21 protein-coding genes and 1 pseudogene are annotated in these 18997 nt (G+C 70.8%); 13 read left to right on the forward strand and 9 right to left on the reverse strand.

Features of this window, described 5'->3' with window-relative positions; translation table 11 throughout:
* Positions 1-45 precede the first annotated feature (45 nt).
* Entirely contained in the window at positions 46-915 is an 870-nt protein-coding gene (locus VG276_10285; protein HEV8649770.1) for a TetR/AcrR family transcriptional regulator C-terminal domain-containing protein, read from the reverse strand.
* Positions 916-1068: 153 nt separating this feature from the next.
* On the opposite strand from VG276_10285, the gene VG276_10290 reads away from it, so the two are divergent.
* On the forward strand, positions 1069-1578 hold the full coding sequence (locus VG276_10290; GenBank protein ID HEV8649771.1) for an Hsp20/alpha crystallin family protein: 510 nt from the start codon (positions 1069-1071) through the stop codon (positions 1576-1578).
* 245 nt (positions 1579-1823) lie between these two features.
* Positions 1824-2057: a hypothetical protein gene (locus VG276_10295; protein ID HEV8649772.1), complete on the forward strand. Its 234-nt coding sequence runs from the start codon at positions 1824-1826 to the stop codon at positions 2055-2057.
* A gap of 179 nt (positions 2058-2236) precedes the next feature.
* On the opposite strand, the gene VG276_10300 is transcribed toward VG276_10295, so the two are convergent.
* On the reverse strand, positions 2237-2830 hold the full coding sequence (locus VG276_10300; protein HEV8649773.1) for a dihydrofolate reductase family protein: 594 nt from the start codon (positions 2828-2830) through the stop codon (positions 2237-2239).
* Between the two features lie 95 nt (positions 2831-2925).
* Between VG276_10300 and VG276_10305 the strand changes: the two genes are divergently transcribed.
* Positions 2926-3264 (forward strand): metalloregulator ArsR/SmtB family transcription factor, encoded by a 339-nt coding sequence (locus tag VG276_10305; GenBank protein ID HEV8649774.1) that lies wholly within the window; start codon positions 2926-2928, stop codon positions 3262-3264.
* Positions 3257-3727: an SRPBCC domain-containing protein gene (locus tag VG276_10310; protein HEV8649775.1), complete on the forward strand. Its 471-nt coding sequence runs from the start codon at positions 3257-3259 to the stop codon at positions 3725-3727. The genes VG276_10305 and VG276_10310 overlap by 8 nt, the downstream gene beginning before the upstream one ends.
* Positions 3728-3927: 200 nt before the next feature.
* Here VG276_10310 and VG276_10315 read toward each other — a convergent pair whose 3' ends face one another.
* From VG276_10315 to VG276_10325, 3 genes and pseudogenes are all read right to left on the reverse strand, one after another.
* Entirely contained in the window at positions 3928-5007 is a 1080-nt protein-coding gene (locus VG276_10315; GenBank protein HEV8649776.1) for an ABC transporter substrate-binding protein, read from the reverse strand.
* 404 nt (positions 5008-5411) lie between these two features.
* Positions 5412-6107, reverse strand: coding sequence for a hypothetical protein (locus tag VG276_10320; protein ID HEV8649777.1), 696 nt, complete (start codon positions 6105-6107; stop codon positions 5412-5414).
* A 140-nt stretch (positions 6108-6247) separates the two neighbouring features.
* Positions 6248-6376 (reverse strand): annotated as a pseudogene (locus tag VG276_10325) (IS5/IS1182 family transposase).
* A 163-nt stretch (positions 6377-6539) separates the two neighbouring features.
* On the opposite strand from VG276_10325, the gene VG276_10330 reads away from it, so the two are divergent.
* Positions 6540-7922: an amidase family protein gene (locus VG276_10330; GenBank protein HEV8649778.1), complete on the forward strand. Its 1383-nt coding sequence runs from the start codon at positions 6540-6542 to the stop codon at positions 7920-7922.
* Between the two features lie 42 nt (positions 7923-7964).
* Here the strand turns inward: VG276_10330 and VG276_10335 are convergent, their stop codons facing one another.
* A complete protein-coding gene (locus tag VG276_10335; GenBank protein HEV8649779.1) occupies positions 7965-8750 on the reverse strand; it encodes an SDR family oxidoreductase in 786 nt (261 codons plus the stop codon).
* A gap of 179 nt (positions 8751-8929) precedes the next feature.
* Between VG276_10335 and VG276_10340 the strand changes: the two genes are divergently transcribed.
* Positions 8930-9166, forward strand: a complete 237-nt coding sequence (locus VG276_10340) for a hypothetical protein (GenBank protein HEV8649780.1) — start codon at positions 8930-8932, stop codon at positions 9164-9166.
* Between the two features lie 134 nt (positions 9167-9300).
* Positions 9301-9687, forward strand: a complete 387-nt coding sequence (locus VG276_10345; GenBank protein HEV8649781.1) for a nuclear transport factor 2 family protein — start codon at positions 9301-9303, stop codon at positions 9685-9687.
* Between the two features lie 173 nt (positions 9688-9860).
* On the opposite strand, the gene VG276_10350 is transcribed toward VG276_10345, so the two are convergent.
* A complete protein-coding gene (locus tag VG276_10350) occupies positions 9861-10121 on the reverse strand; it encodes a DUF2277 domain-containing protein (GenBank protein HEV8649782.1) in 261 nt (86 codons plus the stop codon).
* Positions 10122-10596: 475 nt separating this feature from the next.
* On the opposite strand from VG276_10350, the gene VG276_10355 reads away from it, so the two are divergent.
* The 4 genes from VG276_10355 to VG276_10370 all read left to right on the forward strand — a co-directional run bounded on the left by VG276_10355 (position 10597) and on the right by VG276_10370 (position 14704).
* A complete protein-coding gene (locus VG276_10355; protein HEV8649783.1) occupies positions 10597-10869 on the forward strand; it encodes a hypothetical protein in 273 nt (90 codons plus the stop codon).
* 297 nt (positions 10870-11166) lie between these two features.
* A complete protein-coding gene (locus VG276_10360) occupies positions 11167-12978 on the forward strand; it encodes a hypothetical protein (GenBank protein HEV8649784.1) in 1812 nt (603 codons plus the stop codon).
* 194 nt (positions 12979-13172) lie between these two features.
* Complete coding sequence (locus VG276_10365) at positions 13173-13706, forward strand: YbhB/YbcL family Raf kinase inhibitor-like protein (protein ID HEV8649785.1); 534 nt, start codon at positions 13173-13175, stop codon at positions 13704-13706.
* A 140-nt stretch (positions 13707-13846) separates the two neighbouring features.
* The gene (locus VG276_10370) at positions 13847-14704 is read left to right on the forward strand and encodes an HAD-IIA family hydrolase (protein HEV8649786.1); all 858 of its coding nucleotides are present in this window, start codon (positions 13847-13849) and stop codon (positions 14702-14704) included.
* Positions 14705-14788: 84 nt separating this feature from the next.
* Here VG276_10370 and VG276_10375 read toward each other — a convergent pair whose 3' ends face one another.
* Entirely contained in the window at positions 14789-16369 is a 1581-nt protein-coding gene (locus VG276_10375; GenBank protein ID HEV8649787.1) for a hypothetical protein, read from the reverse strand.
* Positions 16370-16530: 161 nt separating this feature from the next.
* Here VG276_10375 and VG276_10380 point away from each other — a divergent pair, with 161 nt between their 5' ends.
* Positions 16531-16722 (forward strand): hypothetical protein, encoded by a 192-nt coding sequence (locus VG276_10380; protein ID HEV8649788.1) that lies wholly within the window; start codon positions 16531-16533, stop codon positions 16720-16722.
* A 54-nt stretch (positions 16723-16776) separates the two neighbouring features.
* On the forward strand, positions 16777-16968 hold the full coding sequence (locus VG276_10385; GenBank protein HEV8649789.1) for a PspC domain-containing protein: 192 nt from the start codon (positions 16777-16779) through the stop codon (positions 16966-16968).
* 107 nt (positions 16969-17075) lie between these two features.
* On the opposite strand, the gene VG276_10390 is transcribed toward VG276_10385, so the two are convergent.
* Positions 17076-18959: a bifunctional metallophosphatase/5'-nucleotidase gene (locus VG276_10390; GenBank protein ID HEV8649790.1), complete on the reverse strand. Its 1884-nt coding sequence runs from the start codon at positions 18957-18959 to the stop codon at positions 17076-17078.
* Positions 18960-18997: the final 38 nt, after the last annotated feature.

Genomic DNA, 18997 nt, shown 5'->3' on the forward strand with positions numbered 1-18997 from the left:
TTCGCCGCGACTGGTAGGAGCCGGCGTGTGGGGTGGGCGTGCGTCTCAACTGCGTTGGCTGACGACGTGCTGGGTTTCGTGGGGCGCATCGTGCTGGGCGGCTGGTGGTCGTGGGGTGGTCGTGGTCGGGCGCCCTCCGAGTGCCCGGCGGCCCGCCGCGTGGCGCGCGCGCTCGAGTCCGTCGACGAGGACGTCGAGGCCGGCGGTGAAGCGCTCGTCGCGGTTGTCGAGCCAGACGTGCTCGCCGAGGGCGACCAGGGCGGGGAAGCGGTCGGGGGGCAGGGTGCGGAAGAACTCGTGGAGCTGGGTTCTGGTCGCTGCGTCCTGGACGCGCTGCTCGTTGACGGAGGTGCGGGTGCTGCTGACCGCGAAGCCGATGGTGTAGTCGACGACGAGGAAGAAGGCGAGGCCGGCGTCGCGGTTGGGGAACCCGGCGGTGTGCAGGGGGGCCAGGAACGCCTCGGCCAGGGCCAGGGAGTGGGGCCCGAGCGGGTCGCGGGTCTTCAGCAGCGCGGCGACGCCGGGGTGGTCGTCGAGGACCGCCCGCAGCCGCTGGGCGAGGGTCTTGAGCTGCTCGGTCCAGGCCATGGCGGGGTCGACGTCACTGTCGACCTCGGCCAGGACGCCGTCCAGGACCAGGTCGTGGAGCTGCTCTTTGTTGCGGACGTGGCGGTAGAGCGCGCCGGGGACCACCCCCAGGCGCGCGGCGAGGGTGCGCATGGTGAGTGCCTCGACGCCCTCTTGGGCGATGAAGGTGAGTGCCTCGGTGACCACGCGCTGGCGGGTGAGCGGGGGGCGGCGGTCCTTGTCGGCCGTGGGGGCGTGGCGGTCGCTGTCGGGAGCGGTGAACCACAGCGAGCGCGATGCCCAGTCGGTCGTGCGCTCGCCGGGCGGTGCGGTCGGTCGCTTCTCCACCTGCATCTCCTCCGGTACGGTAGCCTTGACAGTAAACACTGTTTATAATACTGTGAACACAGTACCTCGGCAAGTGAATCTCGTTCACGGACCTGGACCTGCATTCTCCCCGAGCCGCCGGGCCGAGACGGCCCCATGAACGAGGGAGACCAGATGGCCACCATGACGCGATGGGACCCGTTCCAGGACCTGCGCAACGCGCAGGACGAGCTGAACCCGATGCACCACCAGATGAACAGCCTGTTTGCCCAGGCGCTCGGCCGGCGGCAGGCCGCCGCTGCCAGCAGTGCTCCGGCCTGGGCGCCCGCGCTCGACATCTCCGAGCGCAAGGACGCCTACCTGGTGACCGTCGAGCTCCCCGGGGTCAAGCTCGACGACCTCGAGATCACCCTCGAGGACGGCCTGCTCACCATCCAGGGCGAGCGCCACTTCGCCCACGACTCCTCCGAGCAGCAGTTCCACCGGGTCGAGCGCTGCTACGGCGCCTTCCGCCGGTCGATCACCCTGCCCGCCCACGTGCAGGCCGACGCGGTCGAGGCCACGGTCGAGGACGGCGTGCTGCAGATCGTGGTGCCCAAGGCCGAGGAGGCCAAGCCCAAGCGCATCCAGGTGCGTCCCGGTCAGATGGCTGAGGCCAGCGCAGGCACCACGCCCGCCAGCTGACAGCAACAAGGGGTCGCTCGGGGAGGAGAGCCATGCCAGTCCTCCCCGCTGCGACCCCGCAGCTCCACGGCATGGCGACTGGGATCCCGCCGGGAGCAACCCGGCTGCCGGCTTCGCTGCTGGCCCATCTGAGCCGGAAGAGGGAACGGGCCCAGGAGGCCTCCACCCGGGCGCCGCCGCCGTTCGGCGGTGCTGGAGACGTCGAGCGCCAGGCGAGTCCGCCCAACCCGAGAGAGGAACACCGCGTGACGCAGTTCGATGACCAGACCTGGAGTGGGGCAATGCGGCACGCCCATGCAGCGCTCGTCGCGTCGGAGTGCCTGTATGAGGAGATCAACCCGCCAGAAGGACGCTCCAACGTCGACATCGAGAAGCACCTGCGGCGATCGGAAGTGAAAGCCGCCCACGCTCAGGCCTGGGTGGCGCTGGCTCGGGAGCTCGCCACCGAAGGCAACCGGTACGGTCATCCAGGGGCGTGACCCGCCTTGTTCGAGCGGCCAGCGGCGCTCATCGCGCACCACAGAGCCGGCGCGGGCTCGACGAGGGCGCGCTGGCCGCTGCGGTGCGGCCACCGCCTGAGGAAGGACCTCGAGGCTGTGGCCGCGGCGGTTAGGGCTTGGCTTCCCGGCGTCGTCGCTCAGGCGGCGCCGGCCGCGGGTCAGTTGGAGTCCGACGCTTTCGCTTCCTCGCCCGCCGGCTTGTAGATGAGGATGGCGATGCCGTCACCGACCGTCTTGGAGTCCGCGAGCCGCAGGCGCTTCTTGCCGCTCGTGTCGCCGAGGAGGCGCTTGCCGGTCCCGAGGACGACCGGGAAGACCATCAGGCGCAACTCGTCGACGAGGTCGTGCTCGACCAGCGTCTGCACGAGCTGGGCGCTGCCGTGGACCACGATGTCGCCATCCGCCCCCTGCCTCAGCTTCGAGACCTCCTCCACCACGTCGCCCTTGAGCAGCGTCGAGTTGTTCCACTCGGGCTCCCGGAGGGTCGAGGAGACGACGTACTTGGGCATGCTGTTGAACTTGTCGGCGAATTCGCCGTCCCTGGATGGCCAGGACTCGGCAAAGCCCTCGTAGGTCACCCGCCCCAGCAGCAGCGCCTCGCTCTCGAGGGCCTCGTCGAGCTTGAACTTGTCGCCCTCCTCTCCGCGGTTGGTCTCGAAGACCCAACCTCCGTGCTCGAAGTCCTCCGATCCGCCCGGGTCCTCCATGACGCCGTCCAGTGAGACGAACTCGGTTACGACGATCCTTCCCATTTGCTCCTCCTTCGCGTTGGTGCTTGCCGGTCCATCCGCATGCCCGGTATCATAACCCAACCAGATGGTTGCTAAACAGTGTGGTTGGATAAGAGATGGCAGTCGACCAGCTGACGAGAACGTTCGCGGCCCTCGCCGACCCCACGCGCCGCGCGATCCTCGGGCGTCTTGCGGAGGGTGAGGCCACGGTGAACGAGCTGGCCGAGCCGTTCCCGATCAGCGTGCAGGCAGTCTCCAAGCACCTCAAGGTGCTCGAGCGCGCCGGGCTGATCACGCGGGGTCGCACGGCGCAGCTTCGGCCCTCGCGGCTGCAGGCTGCGCCGCTCAAGGACGCCGTCGACTGGCTCGAGGAGTACCGTCGGTTCTGGGAAGGCAGCTTCGACCGCCTCGAGGCGCGCCTGCAGGCGACCGAGAAGGGGCCCGCGAATGGCTGAGCCACCGACTCCCGGCGCCGCGGCCGAGCAGGGGATCACGATCACCCGCGTCTTCGACGCGCCGCGCGAGCGCGTGTGGAGGGAGTGGACCGAGCCCGAGCGCTTCGCGGACTGGTTCGGCGGCAGCGAGGCCGAGGTGCCCGTGTCCACGGTCTCGATGGAGGTCAGGGAGGGGGGCGCGTGGCGGGCGACGATGTTCGCCGGCCCCGGCCGCCGCGAGATCCAATGGAAGGGCGAATACCGCGAGGTGGTCGCGCCCAAGCGGCTCGTCTTCACCCTCTCCGACCGGCCCGGCGAGGACCAGTACGAGCTGGTGACCGTCGTCCTCACCGACCTCGGCGACGGCCGCACCGAGATGCTCTTCCAGCAGCGTGGCCGCCTGTCGGCCAAGCAGTACGAGCGTTCCGGGGAAGGGTGGTCGTCCTTCTTCGATCGCATGGCGGAGCACCTGGCCGACGCCTGACCCCGCGGCGCGGCTGCCTGTCACGCCCACAGGCCACGCGCGGGCAGCTGGCCTCACTGGGATGGTGTGCCGCAAGGACGCTACCTCAAGGACCCTCGCTGCATGCCGCGGAGGTTCGCCTGCAAGCCCGCAGCGTCCCGAGGGGCCGAGCCGGAGGGCCTCCTTCGCTGTCGTCGACGCGCAGCGGGACGGGCGCGGCCTCACCGGATGGTGCGCTGGGGCAGTGGATACGAAAGCGGTCGCTCCGCCAGCTCCGGAGGCCAGACGACGCGGCGGCTCCCGTCCTGCCACTGCACCGTGAGCACCTCGTGGCCGACCTGCAGGCCGGTCACGGGGTCGAGGCGGAAGCCTCCGTACAGCGTCCGGCACGACAGCCGCGTGGCCGCGGCGAGCTGCGCGGCGTCATCGGCGGTCCCTGCTTCTCGCAGGCACCGCGCGCTCAGCACACCGGCGGCGAACGCCTGCACCGCCGGGTACCCGGGCTCCTCGCCTGTTGCGCGGCGGAACGCGTCGACGAACCATGCGGCATCGGGTCCCTCGTCGGGCTCGGGGGCGGCCGCGGCCGCCCACTGCGCGGGGCCCAGCAGCCCATCGCGCTCGGCTCCGAGCGGGGCGAGCACCTCCTCCACCCCCGCGGCCACGAACGCCGCCGCCCGCCACCCGCGTCCCAGCAGCACCCTCGCCGCGGCGATCTCATCGTCGAAGCCCCCGACGACCAGCAAGACCTCCGCGTCGGGAAGCCGGGCCGCGGCGTCGAGCGCCTGTCCGGGGGGGAACCCGACGGGGCGCACCTCGAATGCCAGCGCGGTGGCCGCCGCCCGCGCACCGCCGGCGACGTCGCGGGCAAATCCGGTCTCGCCGTGCAGGAGCGCGACCGTGCGCGAGTCGGGGTCGACCGCCCGCACGAGCTGCAACGTCCCGCGAAAGTAGGCCGACGCCGGGGAGGGGACGTTCACCACGCGCGGGAAGCGCGCGCGGGCAAGCTCGGAGGTCGCGCCGCCGTGGTTCCACACGAGCCGGTCCGTCGCGGCGGCCGCGGTCACCGCCGGGCTGCTGCCGTACGGTCCGAAGACGACGTCGGGATGGGATGCCGTCGAGGCGCGCATCGCCCGCGCCGGGTCGGGATGGGCGTCGTGGATCTCGAGCGTCACGCCCCGCCAACCGGCCGGGAGCCGTGCCCCCTGCCGCGCCCACACGTCCAGAGCCGCCGCGCCCGCGCGTCCAAAGCGCGCCAGCGGTCCGGTCAGCGGGGTGACAAGCGCGACGCGCAACGTGGCCATGGAGCCTCCGTGGCGATTCCTTCGCCCGATTGTGACCCACGTCGACCAGACCGACGGGACGTACGCCTGGCCCCCAGCCCAGGTGCGCAAGATGCGTTCATGTTGCCTGCCGGTCCTCAGGAGGAGAGCGTTCGCGTGGGCAGTCGCGGCATGGCGGCGGCCGGCGACCACGGCGGGTCGCCGCCTTCCATGGCCTCGATGGGTGCTGACCAGTTCGGTGACGTTCCCGTCGTGACAGGGGACTGCTCGAACGCCGGATGCGTGCTGCTCCCGCGGCTCGGCTCGTCCAGCCCTTTGCCGCGCCAGGGGACGGCTGGCTGGCCGCGGACTCGGCGGCTTTACGGTCCTGGGTGTTGGCCTGACGGAGCCGAGATCGAGTTGGAACCGCGAAGCGGTAGAAAACCTCAGCGGGCGGTGGCCGGGCCCGGCCGGCGGCGCAGGACGACCGCGGCGGTGCCGGCGACCAGCAGCAGGAGGGCGCCGCCGACCAAGACCCGCGGCCAGACAGCCGGCGCGTCGGCCGCCGCCGGCCGGGCCGGCGCGGGGCTCGCGTTCGCGCCGCCCGCCGGGTTCGCGGCCGACCCGCCGCCGCTCGCGGCGGCCAAGGGCGCCTTGTTGGGCAGGCCGAGCGAGATCAGGTGCTGGCGCAGGCTGTCTGACGCTTTGTACCAGCCGCCCCTGGTGGTCTGGTCGAACACCGGCTGGCCGGGACTGGTGTAGGTGACCGGCCCGCCGGCCGCATACGGGTAGACACCCTGGCGGATCTTCTTTGCCGTGCCGCTGCCGTCGGGGATCGTCCAGGTGATGGTGTAGCGGGGGCCGAGCCGCTTGGTCGGTGCGGCGTCGAGCATGGGGTCGGGCGACTGCCCGAACATGGCCGGGAACAGCCCGGACAGGTCGGCCAGGGTGCCGAGGTCGGTGCCGCTGCCCGGCTCGCCGTTGCCGCCCAGGGTGATGGGGCCGTTCGGGCCGTTGCCCGGGCCGCCTGGCCCGCTTCCGTCGATGGTGGCGGCCGAGGCCCCCTTGGCCAAGGCAGCCGTGGGTGCCAGCAGCGTGAGGGCGGCCGCCAGGGCGGCCATGACCAGGATGCGGGGCTTCATCTCCGGCTCCTTCTGGTGGCCTGGGAGCGATATCGCATCTGGTACACCAGCCCGGCCGTTCGGGTTCCCGCCGGGCACCTCAGTGAGGGCTTCGCTTCCGCCCCGAGCGCCCGGCCGTCCATAACGGGCACGCCGCACCGGCGGTCGGGGATGCGCTGGCGGTGGCAGCCAAGGGTATGGTGGACCGGGCGGGTGGGCAGCAGCGCGGCGAACTGGCCCCAGAGGGGTTCCAGGATGCAGGATGGGATCGCAGCACGAGACCTCCGCACGCTGGCTCGCTGGATCGACACCAACGGATACCGCTCCGCTGGTTGTAACCGAGAGCTCTATCTGGTTGTAACCGAGAGCTCTATATCGAGTGCGGCGAGGACAGGGATGCGTGGGTGACAGAGCTCCAAGAACCGATCGCCACGAGCTGACGGGAGCCGGCACATGAACGAGACCCTGTTCCAGTCAGCCACCGATGCGGCGCAGATGCTGCGGCGCCAGGAGATCTCCTCTCGCGAGCTGACCGAGATGCTGCTCGCGCGGATCGATGCCGTCGATCCCGCCCTGAACGCGGTTGTCGAGTTCCGGCGGGAGGCGGCATTGCGGGAGGCGGCCGCAGCCGACGAAGCGATCACCCGTGGTGGCGAGTTGGGACCGCTGCACGGCGTACCCATGACGATCAAGGAGAGTTTCAACGTTGCCGGACTGCGAACCACCTGGGGCAATCCTGCCTTCAAGGATTTCGTGGCGGACTGGGATGCAACGGTGGTACGGCGGCTCGAGCAGGCTGGCGCGATCATCGTCGGGAAGACCAACCTACCCTTCATGCTGGCCGACTTCGGGCAGACAGCAAACGACCTGTACGGCGTCACCAACAATCCGTGGGACACAACGCGCACGCCGGGCGGCTCCTCCGGCGGAGCGGCCGCGGCACTGTCTGCTGGGATGACGTTCCTCGAATACGGATCGGACCTGGTGGGCTCCATTCGCATCCCGGCGAGCTTCTGCGGTGTCTACGGACTGAAGCCGAGTGTCGAGATCGTCCCGTTGACCGGGTTCCAGCCACCCGGTCCCCCGCCGGGTCCGAGCGACATGATGTACATGTCCGCGGTGGGCCCGCTCGGCCGGTCCGCACGCGATCTGCGGACGGCGCTGAGTGTCACCGGCGGGCCCGAGGGCCAGGCTGCGAAGGCCTACTCCTGGGCGCTGTCGCCATCGCGCCACACCCGGCTGGAGGACTTTCGCGTCGGTGTCGTGTTCGACCACGACCACGCCCCCGTCTCCAGCGAGGTCACCGCACTGCTGTCCAACGCCGTGGACGCACTCGCCCGGGCCGGTGCGACGGTTGTTGCAGGCTGGCCCGATGGCGTGGACCCCGTGCAGCACTACGAATCGTTCGGGTTCCACGTGCAGCTGTTCTTCGCCTTCCAGCAACCCGGTGAGGACTTCGCGACGCTCTCGGAGGTCATCGACCACGAAACCCGGCGCATGGCGGCCCGTGCCGCCTGGAGCCGCTACTTCACCGACATCGATGTGTTCGTGTGCCCGGCGAACTTCACTCCAGCCTTCCCACACGACACCAGACCCTTCGAAGAACGCACGATCACAACACCCGAAGGCGAGCGGCCCTACGACAAGCAGGCCTTCTGGATTTCGCACGCGACGCTGACCGGTTTGCCCGCCGTGGTCGCACCGATCGGGAGAACACCCCACGGCCTACCCGTCGGCACACAGCTTGTTGGTCCGCTCTACGAAGACGACACGGCGCTCACCTTTGCCGAACTGCTCGGTGCTGTGATTGGTGGATACGAGTCCCCGCCCATCTAAGGGCTCGCCGCTCAGCAACATTGGCATTCGAGAAGGAGCATCCTACGATCCGGGACCGTGCGCCTCGGGGTCGCGCGCGAGCACCGACCGCCCGCCGTCGACGGGGATGGTTGCGCCGGTGATGAAGCTCGCATCGTCCGAGAGCAGGTGGGCAACGGCAGCGGCGACCTCCGCGGGGCGCCCCACCCGGCCGATCGGATGCAGCAGGCGCATCTCTTCCTCGGTCCGCGCGGCCGCCGCAGGTTCTTGCTGGCCGAGAAACGCCTGGTAGCGCTCGGTGTGGATCGAGCCCAGCGCAACGGCGTTGACCCGGATGCCGCGCGGCCCGTAGTCGACGGCCAGCGCGCGGGTCAGCCCTTCGATGGCTGCCTTGGCCGTCACGTACGGCAGGGCGCCCGGAACCGCCCGGCGCGCCTGGTGGGAGGAGAGGTTGACGATCGCCCCGCCCGTGCCCGCCGCGAGGAACCGGCGGATCGCGGTCGCGCACCCGACCACGGCAGGGTTGAGGTTCAGCGCGATGAGGTCCAGCACCGCACGCGTGGAGGCCGAGTGGATCGAGGCGTCCCGGAACACGGCGGCGTTGTTGACCCAGCCGGCGAGCGTGCCCGCGGCCTGCGCGAGATCGGCGGCCTGCTCGGTGACGGCCTCGTCGGCGGCATCGCCGACCACGGCGAGCACGCGGGGACCGGCGGGATGGCTGTCGGTCCCCGCCAGCGCGGCCGGGTCGAGCTCGATCGCGACCACGTTGTCGTCGCAGCCGAGGAGCCGCTCCACCAGCGCGCGGCCGATGCCGCGGCCTCCTCCCGTCACCACAAAGGAACGGCTCATGCTCGCCTCCTGTCGAGATGGAACCAAAGCGCCGCTCGAATCGCTGCGTCAATCGGTCTGGCGTGGGCTTGAGTAGCGGCCGACGCGGTAGTGGCGGACCAGGGCGTCGACACTCCAGCGCGTCGATCGACACAACGGGGTGCTCAGCGCTCTTCGGGATCGGGGTCGGCAGCCCCGGGGTGGACCCCTTCGGCAAGCCCCTGCTCGGCGGCGAGCCGGTTGAGCAGCGTGATGAGCTGCTCGCGCTCGGCGGGCTGGCATGGACCGACAGCCATCCCGCCGGCCCCGCGTGCTCGCCGTCATCGTCTGGGTCGGTGGCGTCCTCACTGCAGCGGCGGGCGGCGACCCTGTACGGTATCAACCTGCTTCTGCTGCTCTCGGTGGTGTGGGCAATGGAATTCAAGCCGGTCCTGTGACCGCGGCGCCGGTCACCAGGCGATCAGCAGTCGGACACCACCGCGCGAGTTCGCATGCGGGCCGTCCCCGCGCCGAAGGAGGTCCGCGATCACCACCATCCCGAGCCCCAAGCTGATAGCGCCAGAGGAGAGCCATGGACGCCTACGAGGCGGCAAGGCGGTGGTCGCGGGAGTGGGAGGCCGGGTGGCGCGACCGCGACGCCGAGTCGATCGGGAAGCTGTACGCCAAGCACGCCCAGCATCACCCCACCCCGTTCCGCCCGGCCATCGCCATGGTCGACTACGTCGTCAGCGCGCTCGAGGGCGAGAGCGACGCCGACCCGGTGTTCGGCACCCCCGTGGTCCAGGGCGACCGGGCGGTGGTGGAGTACTGGGCCACCCTGCTGGAGGGGGGCGAGCCGGTCACGATCGCGGGTTGCAGCTTCCTCCGGTTCGACGCCGACGGCCTGGTGACCGAGCAGCGCGACTACTGGCACCAGCGGGACGGCCACCAGCAGCCCTGGCCCGGCTGGGGCGAGTAGGCGGGCACCTCAGCGGGCGACGTTCCTCAGCGCCTCCCGGCGGGAGAGGCCGCTGAGGGCGGCCTCGTGCGAGCGGACGTAGCGGACCACCTCGTCCGGGTCGGTCCAGGCGGCACGCTGCCACTGGCTGGCGCCACGAGCGCGGACCCCCGATCGGCCCCGCCCGGCCCGCGTCAGGTCATGCGGGCGCGCACCTCGGGGCGGCGCAGGGGCGGGACGGTCTTCGGGGGCTGGCGTCGCGGCGGCAGGTCGCGCAGCACTTCGGCGGTCACGCGGGTGATCGTGGCGACCGCCTGTTCGAACGCCTCGCCGGTCGCGGCGGTCGGGCGGGTGATGCCGCTGACCTTGCGGACGTACTGGCGAGCGGCGGCCTCGATCTCTTCGGTGGTGGCGGGCGGCTCGAGGCCCCGGAGGGTGGTGATGTTGCGGCACATGCTCGCGATCTTCGACCACGGCGGGGGCGAGGGCAAGCGCGCCCTCCCTCGGCGCGCCTCGTGGCGCAGGCATCGTGGCGCCGGACCGCACGTCGCCCGATTCAGCAACAGGATGAGACGCGGCCTTGCCGCTCGCGACGGTCGAAGCTGCGGTGACGGCCCGTTCCGGAGGCGGAGTTGGCAACCCTCATCACGCCTTGCCGTCGAACCGAGTCGCGGCTGAGTTCGGCCAGCGGGGCAGAGCGCCCGCGCCCGCCGGCGGGGACAGGGTTTCCGGCGGTCGCGCTCCGACGTAAGCTGGCCTCGCCATGCAGCGGGAAGCCATGCCGTGACGACTCGGCTCCTCAAGGCACGAACGCTGGCCGTGTCCATCGGCTGCGCGCCGGGCCGGGTCTACGACTTCGTTTCCGATCCGCGGAACCTGCCTCGGTGGTCGTTCTTCCGATCCGTTACGAGGTCCGGTGACCAGTGGGTCGTGGACACGCCGGACGGTCCGGTGGGGCTCCGCTTCGTCGAGGCGAATGAGCTCGGCGTCCTCGATCACTACGTGAAGCTCGGATCAGGCGTGGAGATCGACGTGCCGATGCGCGTGATCCCGAACGGCGAAGGCAGCGAGGTGCTCTTCACGCTGTTTCAAGCGCCGGACATGTCGGATGAGAGGTTCGCGGAAGACGCGAAGCAGGTGGAGCACGATCTGGCCACGCTGAAGGCCGTGCTGGAGGACGCTGGCGCGGGCCATTGCACCTGAAGCATCAAGGGGCGAGCGACGCCGGCAGCGGTGAGGGCGGTTTCGAAGGCCTCCACCTCGGACAGGGGGATTCCCTCCTCGGCGCCGCCCATCAGGGCCAGCACCGGCGCGGTGAGCTGGTCGGCGAGCTGCGTCGGGCCGGGGTCGCGGTACGGGCCGGCGATGCCGGGAGCACCGTAGAAGCCGATCACGCCGGCCACGAAACGGTTGTCAGGGGTAGTGCCTGTGCGTTTTGATTGGGCCCGCGGCGCTGCCCCGTCGTCGAGGCGCCGTACCAACGACCTCCCTGGAGGAAGCATGCGACGATCCGTCTTCCTTGCCACGGTTGGGCTGCTGGTTGTCGGCCTCGCCTCCGTGGCGCAGCCCTCCGCGGCAGCTCCCGAGCCCGACGACCGGGTGACGCCCGCGGCCGCCTACGTACGGCACGACGGGGGCACCGACCGGGCCATCCAGCACTGCTCGGACACGTCGACGAGCACCGCACCAGACATCCCGGGTGACGGTGACGCTGACTCGAACGACGGTGGTGCCTTCCGCCAGGGCAACGAGCCCACGGTCGCGATCGACCCGACGAACCCGGACCTCGTCGTGGCCAGCTGGAACGACTACTGCGACGCGGACCTGGGTGGCGGCTGGATGGGCCTTGCGTTCTCCGGTGACCGTGGTGAGAGCTGGACGCCGTCGAAGATCCCCGGCTACCCGAGCGACACCTCGGCCGAGGGCGTGGCGTCGCCGCTGCACAACCGGCAGGCCGAGGCCGGCGACCCGCTGCTCGCCTTCGACAACGACGGCAACCTGTTCGCCGGTGGCATCGCGTTCAACCGGGTCAACCCGCAGAACGGCGACGTGTGGGTGGCCACCTACGCGAACCGCCCGCACCCCAGCGGCTACCCCAAGGACTACCTGCGCACGGTCGTGGTCGGCCAGGGCACGCCCGGGCTGAACGGCATCTTCGAGGACAAGCCGGAGCTGGACGTCGACCGCACCGGCGGGCGCAACGACGGCAACGTCTACATCTGCTGGTCGCGCTTTGTCGGCTTCAACGGCCGGACGCAGATCTCCTTCAGCCGGTCAACCGACTCGGGGCAGACGTTCTCGCGTCCGACCCTGCTGTCCTACGGCAAAGACGTGCAAGGCTGCGACATCGCCATCGAGCACGACGGCGACGTGTACGTGACCTGGGGCACCCGGAACACCCCGTCGGCGATCGACGCGCAGGGCCTTGCCATCGCCCGGTCCGCCAACGGCGGCGCGACGTTCGAGCCGGCCCACCAGACCGCGACCTTCACCCGGTACTTCCCGTCCGACGGCGCGCGCGACTGCGGCGACGGCGCGGCGGCCTGCCCGAGCCGGTTCGTGTTCTTCCGGGTGCCGCTGGAGCCGCGGATCACCGCTGACCAGAGCGGCCTCCTGCCCGGCGTCTATGCCACCTACAACGCGGTCGACCCGGCCACCGTGGTCCGGAGCACCACGTCCTACAGTTCGGCGGGGGCGAACTCCGGCTTCGTCGGCCGGTCCGTGGTCAACGTCATCCGCTCGGTGGACAACGGCCAGACCTGGTCCGCACCGGTCCCGGTGGACCCCGCGGGCGGCCGTGGCCACCAGTACTTCTCCGACGTGGACGCGCTGGGCGGCAAGCTCGTCGCGGTCTGGCAGGACAACCGCACCGACGACGCGTACAGCGTGCAGCTGCCGATCGGCAACACGCTCGACGCGCAGGGCCGGCCGGTTTCGTCTGGCACCGACGTGGCCGGCACCTACGCCGCGGTATCCGACGACGGCACCACGTTCACCCCGCTGGGCATGGTCTCGTCGACGACGCACCAGCCCTCGTACGAGATGTTCGGCAACCGCTCGGTGCCGTTCCAGGGCGACTACAACTGGGTCGCGCTCGCCTTCGACGGCGCGAGCTCGCTCTTCGGCTACATGAGCTGGACGGACAACAGGGACGTCCTTGCGGGTGTGGACATTCGGGAGACCGACTACGTCGACGGCTTCGACGTGTTCCAGTGCCGCACGGCCGCGGCGCTCGAGCCGGATCGGTGCCCGAACGCGCACGGGCTGGACCAGAACATCTACGGCCAGTCGATCACGCTGCCCGTCGGCTGAACAAGCCGAGCCGAGCGAGTCAGCCGATCCGAGCCGGCGGTGGGGCCACCTGATCTGCCGCACCCCACCGCCGGCCGCGGCCGTGCGGAAGTTCCTCGTCGAGGAGCCGGCGGTCTGCCTCCTAGACGTCGTCGGCGGCCGCATCGTCGGTGAGCGCAAGACGCAACAGCCCGCGGTGCACTACCGTTACGCGGATGCGGCGCTGGATCGTGCTCGTGCTCGGCCTCTGCCTGGCCGCCTGTGGGCAAGGCGGCTCGCCAGGGGTCCAGGCCGCCCTGCCCGACACCATCGGCGTGACCAGCTCGGCGTTTGCCGAAGGGGCGCCGATCCCGCGCCGGTTCACCTGTGCGGGCCAGGACACCGCCCCGCCGCTGGCGTGGTCGGGCGTGCCCCGGGACGCCACCCAGCTGGCGCTGGTGGTCGACGACCCGGATGCGCCTGGGGGCACCTACGTGCACTGGGTCCTGTTCCGCCTCGACCCCGGGCTGTCCGGCCTGGACCAGGGCCGGCTGCCGCCCGGCGCCCGCCAGGCGCGCAACAGCGCCGGCGAGGCCGGCTACACCGGTCCGTGCCCGCCAGGCGGTCCGGCTCACCACTACCGGTTCACCCTCTACGCGCTCAGCCAGCAGCTCGACCTGTCCGACGGGGCCCGGCTCGACGCCGCGTTGGAGGCCATCGGGCAGGCGGCCATCGCGCAGGGCCGCCTGACCGGTGTCTTCGCCAGGTGACGGGCGCCCCGAGGGGTTTGGCAACCCCCGCGAACCACGTCACCACGTCATCGCCCGGCCCACGTGCCTGGAGGTCGCATGCGGATCACCCCGACGTCTCACCTTCATCGTGTGGTGGACGCCTGCAGCGGGTGGCGACCATGACCGACGCGCACGGCCTTCGAGTGCCGGACCGCCTGTACACGGCATACGCGTTCGACCTCGACGGCACGATCTACCTCGGCGACCAGCTGCTGCCGGGTGCCAGGCGGCTGGTCGAGCACCTGCGGGCGCGGGGCCTGGCGGTGCGCTTCCTGTCCAACAACCCGACCAAAGACCCCGAGCAGTACGCCGCCAAGCTCGAGCGGCTGGGGCTGCCAACCCCGGTCGGGGAGATCGTCAACACCGTGGTGACCATGACCCGGTGGCTGCTGGACCACGCCCCCGACGCGGTGGTCTTCCCGATCAGCGAGCCGCCGCTGGTCCGGGCGCTGGACAAGGCGGGCATCCGCATGTCCAGCGACCCCGCCGAGATCGACATCGTGGTCGCCAGCTACGACCGGACCTTCACCTACGACAAGCTGCAGACCGCCTTCGACGCCATCTGGTTCCACAAGCGGGCCCGGCTGGTGGCGACCAACCCCGACCGCTTCTGCCCGTTTCCCGGGGGGCGTGGGGAGCCCGACTGCGCGGCGATCATCGCCGCGGTCGAGGCGTGCACCGGTGCCAGGTGTGAGGCGAACGCGGGCAAGCCGGACCCGGCGATGCTGCACGCGGCGCTGGCGGGGCTGGACGTCGTCCCGGCCGAGTGCGTGATGGTGGGTGACCGGCTGTCGACCGACATCCGCATGGCGCTTGACACCGGGCTGGCCGCCGCGCTCGTGCTGACCGGTGAGACCAGGGCCGAGGACCTGCGGGGGCTGGCCCCGTCTGACACGCCCGACTTCGTGCTCGACCGCGTCGACCGGTTGCTGCCCCCAGGCATCTGGGAGGAGCTGCACTGGAAGGAGGAGCCGTAGGCATCCGGCCCGCCGCCGGCCAATGAGTTCGCCGGTTCTCGCTCGGCAAGGTCAGCGCCGGGTGGAGGGACACCTCCTGCTCCCTCACCGCTCCGAGGGCGCCCTCCCCGCGAGCTCGTAGCGGTGGTAGGCGCGATGCTGTCCCGACCCTCGCCCGAAGTAGTGCCAGTCGGGGAAGTTGAAGTCTGCCGTCACCGATCTGGGGAGCAGGAGCGAGGCCTCCAGGAACGCCTCGAGGTCGGGGACGCCGTAGACGTTGACCTCCCATCCCCGCTCCTCGAGGCGATCGATCAGCTCCCTGATTCCCGGCGCCCGCCAGTCCAGCGACCAGCGGTTCACCCCCCAGGACCGCAGGGTGTCCAGGACCTCTCCGGCCAGGTCGGGAGCCGCGAGGAGCAGCGGGCCGAGGAAGTCGACGGGGACGGAGATGGTCGCCTGCGGGTGGGCCTCGGCCAGGCGTCGGATCCCGGGCTCGCGCAGGTCCTCGATGGAGCCGTTGAACCAGAGGGAGCCGTCGTCGATGCCCATGGTGGCGACCACGCCAAGCACCCGGTCGATGACCTCCCCACCTTCCTTCAGGTCCAGAGCGACCGAGCGGTCCTGCTCACGGAGCGCCTGCAGGCAGGCTTCCAGCCGGAACGGGTGCTCGGCGCGACGCCACGGGGTCTGCTCGAAGGAGTCATGACGCAGCACCAGCCGGTCCAGGGGATCCCGCCGGATGTCGCACTCCGCCCAGTGGACGCCGGAAGCAAGGAACTGCCGGAGGTTGGCCTCGTCGTTCACGCCGTGCCAGACGAACTGCACCCGTCGGCGCAGCTCCTCCTCGGAGACCAGCTCCGCGAGGTCGTAGGTGGTGCCCCGGACCGTGCGCGGCGTCACGACCCGCTGGGACTCGAAGATGGTGTCGGCGTGCAGGAACAAGATCTCGTGGGTCGGGTCGGCCGCGGCCATCGCCTCGATGGCGGCCGGCTCGTTGTCCACCACCGCCACCACCCGCAGCCCCTGCTCCTGCAGCCACCGGATGCAGGCTGTCTTGGACTCGGCGACGCGCCGCCCCCATCCGTAGGGGTTCATGCACAGCAGGTCCGACCGGAACGTCACCCGGTAGGCCTTCCCCAGAGCGTTCAGGGCCTGCAGCGTGACGTCGCGGATCTCTTCGGGCCGTCCGGTGTTGAGCGCCACGCAGGTCGCCGGCTGCAGCTGGAACCACCGGATCACGCCCAGGACCCCCCGGTAGGGCTGGTTCGCGGCGAGGATCGCCGCAGGGCTCCAGAGGTGCTTGGCGTACCAGGCGAGGACGTCGGCACGGACGGGCGCGGGGAGGGCCAGGTTCCCCAGGAACTCGTCGATGCGGTTCTCGTGAACCGTGATGTCCTCGGCGCGCAGCCCCTGGAAGTACTCGGTGCCGTGCTCCCGGTCGTAGGCCAGCAGGGCGTGCGCCACCAGGTACCGGACGTCCAGGATCGTCCCGTCGATGTCGAACACGATGCAGAGCTCCTGGTCGGGATAGGCCCGGCGCATGCGCTCGTAGTGCAGCGCGAGCTCCCACATCCAGTCGGCGCTTGGTGGCTCCACCGGGCCGTCAGCGCGGTCCCGGTCCCCTGCAGCCAGGGAGCGGCCGCCCGGCTCGCGGGACTCGAGGTTCTCGCCGCCCTGAGCCGTCATGCCACCCCCTTGCAGATCGAAGCTCTCCACGATGCTAGTCCAGATTGCTGTCCGCAGCTCCAACACGGCCCGGCTCCCTCCCCTTGCCTGGGCGGGCGCCACCGGCGATCCTTGCAATGTTCCCGCGGAGTTCACCTTCGTGCCGCGAGGCCGGATGGCATATGGCTGAGGCACCGCAGCTTCCTCCGCATCTGTTCGAGGCGGCCCCCCGGCGGGCGGGCGCGGCCCGGCGTACCCCGCCACCAGCGCTGCTGCCACGGGTGGGTGTGGTGCTGGCCGCCGGCCGGTCCGAGCGGCTCGAACGGCTCACCCGGGGCGGCTCCAGGGCCCTGCTGCGGCTCGACAACAAGTAGCCTCACCGGCAGCGGTTACCTGAACCGCAGGCACGCATCACGAAAGGCGGCGCCATGGCCCAGACCCGCAAGCTGTACCGCAGCCGAACCGATCGCAAGCTGGCTGGCGTGTGTGGCGGCTTGGCCCGGTTCTTCAACACGGACACGACGCTGATCCGGGTGCTCTTCGTTGCCCTGGCCGTGCTCGGAGGCTCCGGTGCCGTGATCTACCTGGCGATGTGGATCATCGTCCCCAACGAGCCGTAGGGCGTGCTATGACCGGCCGGCCCCGCCGTACCGACGACACAGGGCTGGGCCCGGTCCAGGTCGGGTCGGCCAAGGTCCAGGCCTGACACCAGGACGCCCGCCCCCGGTCAGGGGGCGGGCGCGACGATCCGGTTCAGGGGCGGCACCGGGATGCCGGCCGGCTCGGCCGCGGCGAAGGCAGCCACCAGGGCGTCGATGTCCTGGGCGCCGCCGAGGGCGTCGGTGCCCTCGTTGAACACCGTGAACCCGTCGCCGCCGGCTGCGAGGAAGCTGTTCATCGTCACCCGGAACGAGTCGGTCGGCGCCACCTCGACCCCGGCGACCCGGATCCGGCCGATGCGGCCCTCACAGGTCAGGGCCGCCGGCTCCTGCTCGTACCCGAATGTGTTCGAGACCTGCAGGACCCGCTTCGTGGTCTGGCCGCCGCATCCGGGGAACTGCTGCTGGAGCAGTCGGCGGATCATGTCGCCGGTCATCGTCTTCGTGACGAGGCTGTTGCCGAACGGCTGGACCGTGAACGCCTCGCCGTAGGTGACCTCACCCGGTGCCTCCCCGCCCGAGGAGACGTCGGCGACCCGAAGGTCGGCGCGGATGCCTCCCGGGTTCATGAAGGCGAGCCGGGCACCGCCGAGCCCCGCCGGCTGCGTGGCCGCCAGCTGCGCGTCGGCGATCACGTCGCCGAGCGCCGACTCCCCGAGCGGCGACGCCGTTCGGGTGAGGTCGCCCTGGATGCGGCCGATGACGACGTTGGCCAGCGGTGCCGCCGCGGCGACGTACTGCTGGACGACCGCCTGGACCCGCGGGTCCTCCTTCGACGGATCAGGGATGCGGGTGACACCCGGGCCCGGGGTGTTGAGGGCGTTCTCGACGATCACGTTCTCGGCGCTCGACTGCAGCAGCTTCCCGGTCGTGTCGTCGACCGTGAGCGTGATGTCGGTGAGGATCCGCCCGAACGACGAGGCGCTGGTGATCAGACGGGTCACGCCGTTGCTGCTGATCGTGCAGCGGTACTCGGCGTGCGTGTGGGCCGAGACGATCACCTTGATGGCCGGGTCGAGCCGGCTGGCGATGTCGGCGATCGCGCTGCCGGCCAGATTGCCGGCGCACCCGTTGAGGGCGGCGCCGGCCGCCTGGAAGCCCCCCTCGTGGATCACCAGCACCGACGTCTTCACGCCCATGTCCTTGAGCTTCTTCACGGCGCGGTTCGCGGCGTCCGCCTCGTCCTGGAAGGTCAGACCGGCCACCCCGGTCGGAGTGACGATGGTCGGGGTTGCCTCGAGCACCTCGCCGATGAAACCGACCTCGAGCTTCTTTCCGCTGTCGCTCGTGAACTCCTTGGTGCCGAAGGCGGGGAACAGCGTCTTGCCGGTGGCGTCGACGACCACGTTGGCGGACAGGTACTGGAAGTCGGCGCCCGGGTAGACGTTGGTGCTCGTGCCGTCGGCCAGCGCGTAGGGGGCCGCGGTGCACCCTCCAGCTGGGTGGCAGCCACCGTTCTGGATGCGGAGCAGCTCGTCCTTGCCCTTGTCGAACTCGTGGTTGCCGACCGACCCGAAGTCGACGTTCATCAGGTTGGTGGCGATGGTGACGGGCTCCTCGAAGAACAGCCCGTTGGCCAGGGGGCTGGCGCCGATGTTGTCGCCTGCGAGCAGGGTCGCCTGCAGGTCGCCGTACCGGGCCTGGCGGTCCTTCACCGCCTTGGCCAGGTACGCGGCACCACCGGCGAACTTGCCGTAGAGGTTGAGCCCGCCCGCTTCGAGGTTGCCGTGCAGGTCGTTGAACGCGAGGAGATGTACGTCGGTGGAGCGCTGTTTGACCGGCTTGCTGTAGCTCACCAGGACCTGGTCCGAGAGCGACCGGGCGCCGGAGATGCTCACGGCGCCCGCCGTCGCCCGGTTCGGCGCCGCGAGAGGTGCGGCGAGCACCACACCGACCGCGACCCCCGCCACCATCACCTGGGCTGCCCAGCTCCGTAGCGAGGTTCGCTTCATCCCGTCCTCCCGCGCTCGACCGTCCGCCTACGAGAACG

It is taken from the genome of Actinomycetes bacterium (assembly GCA_036000965.1).
GTDB lineage: Bacteria > Actinomycetota > CALGFH01 > CALGFH01 > CALGFH01 > DASYUT01.

Excerpts from the sequence above, each read along its gene's own strand:
- VG276_10370 (HEV8649786.1), top strand. The coding sequence starts at position 13,847 with ATGACCGACGCGCACGGCCTTCGAGTGCCGGACCGCCTGTACACGGCA.
- VG276_10365 (HEV8649785.1), top strand. The coding sequence starts at position 13,173 with ATGCGGCGCTGGATCGTGCTCGTGCTCGGCCTCTGCCTGGCCGCCTGT.
- VG276_10310 (HEV8649775.1), top strand. The coding sequence starts at position 3,257 with ATGGCTGAGCCACCGACTCCCGGCGCCGCGGCCGAGCAGGGGATCACG.
- VG276_10360 (HEV8649784.1), top strand. The coding sequence starts at position 11,167 with ATGCGACGATCCGTCTTCCTTGCCACGGTTGGGCTGCTGGTTGTCGGC.
- VG276_10385 (HEV8649789.1), top strand. The coding sequence starts at position 16,777 with ATGGCCCAGACCCGCAAGCTGTACCGCAGCCGAACCGATCGCAAGCTG.
- VG276_10320 (HEV8649777.1), bottom strand. The coding sequence starts at position 6,107 with ATGAAGCCCCGCATCCTGGTCATGGCCGCCCTGGCGGCCGCCCTCACG.
- VG276_10335 (HEV8649779.1), bottom strand. The coding sequence starts at position 8,750 with ATGAGCCGTTCCTTTGTGGTGACGGGAGGAGGCCGCGGCATCGGCCGC.
- VG276_10380 (HEV8649788.1), top strand. The coding sequence starts at position 16,531 with ATGGCTGAGGCACCGCAGCTTCCTCCGCATCTGTTCGAGGCGGCCCCC.
- VG276_10290 (HEV8649771.1), top strand. The coding sequence starts at position 1,069 with ATGGCCACCATGACGCGATGGGACCCGTTCCAGGACCTGCGCAACGCG.
- VG276_10305 (HEV8649774.1), top strand. The coding sequence starts at position 2,926 with ATGGCAGTCGACCAGCTGACGAGAACGTTCGCGGCCCTCGCCGACCCC.
- VG276_10390 (HEV8649790.1), bottom strand. The coding sequence starts at position 18,959 with ATGAAGCGAACCTCGCTACGGAGCTGGGCAGCCCAGGTGATGGTGGCG.
- VG276_10345 (HEV8649781.1), top strand. The coding sequence starts at position 9,301 with ATGGACGCCTACGAGGCGGCAAGGCGGTGGTCGCGGGAGTGGGAGGCC.
- VG276_10315 (HEV8649776.1), bottom strand. The coding sequence starts at position 5,007 with ATGGCCACGTTGCGCGTCGCGCTTGTCACCCCGCTGACCGGACCGCTG.
- VG276_10330 (HEV8649778.1), top strand. The coding sequence starts at position 6,540 with ATGAACGAGACCCTGTTCCAGTCAGCCACCGATGCGGCGCAGATGCTG.
- VG276_10300 (HEV8649773.1), bottom strand. The coding sequence starts at position 2,830 with ATGGGAAGGATCGTCGTAACCGAGTTCGTCTCACTGGACGGCGTCATG.
- VG276_10375 (HEV8649787.1), bottom strand. The coding sequence starts at position 16,369 with ATGACGGCTCAGGGCGGCGAGAACCTCGAGTCCCGCGAGCCGGGCGGC.
- VG276_10350 (HEV8649782.1), bottom strand. The coding sequence starts at position 10,121 with ATGTGCCGCAACATCACCACCCTCCGGGGCCTCGAGCCGCCCGCCACC.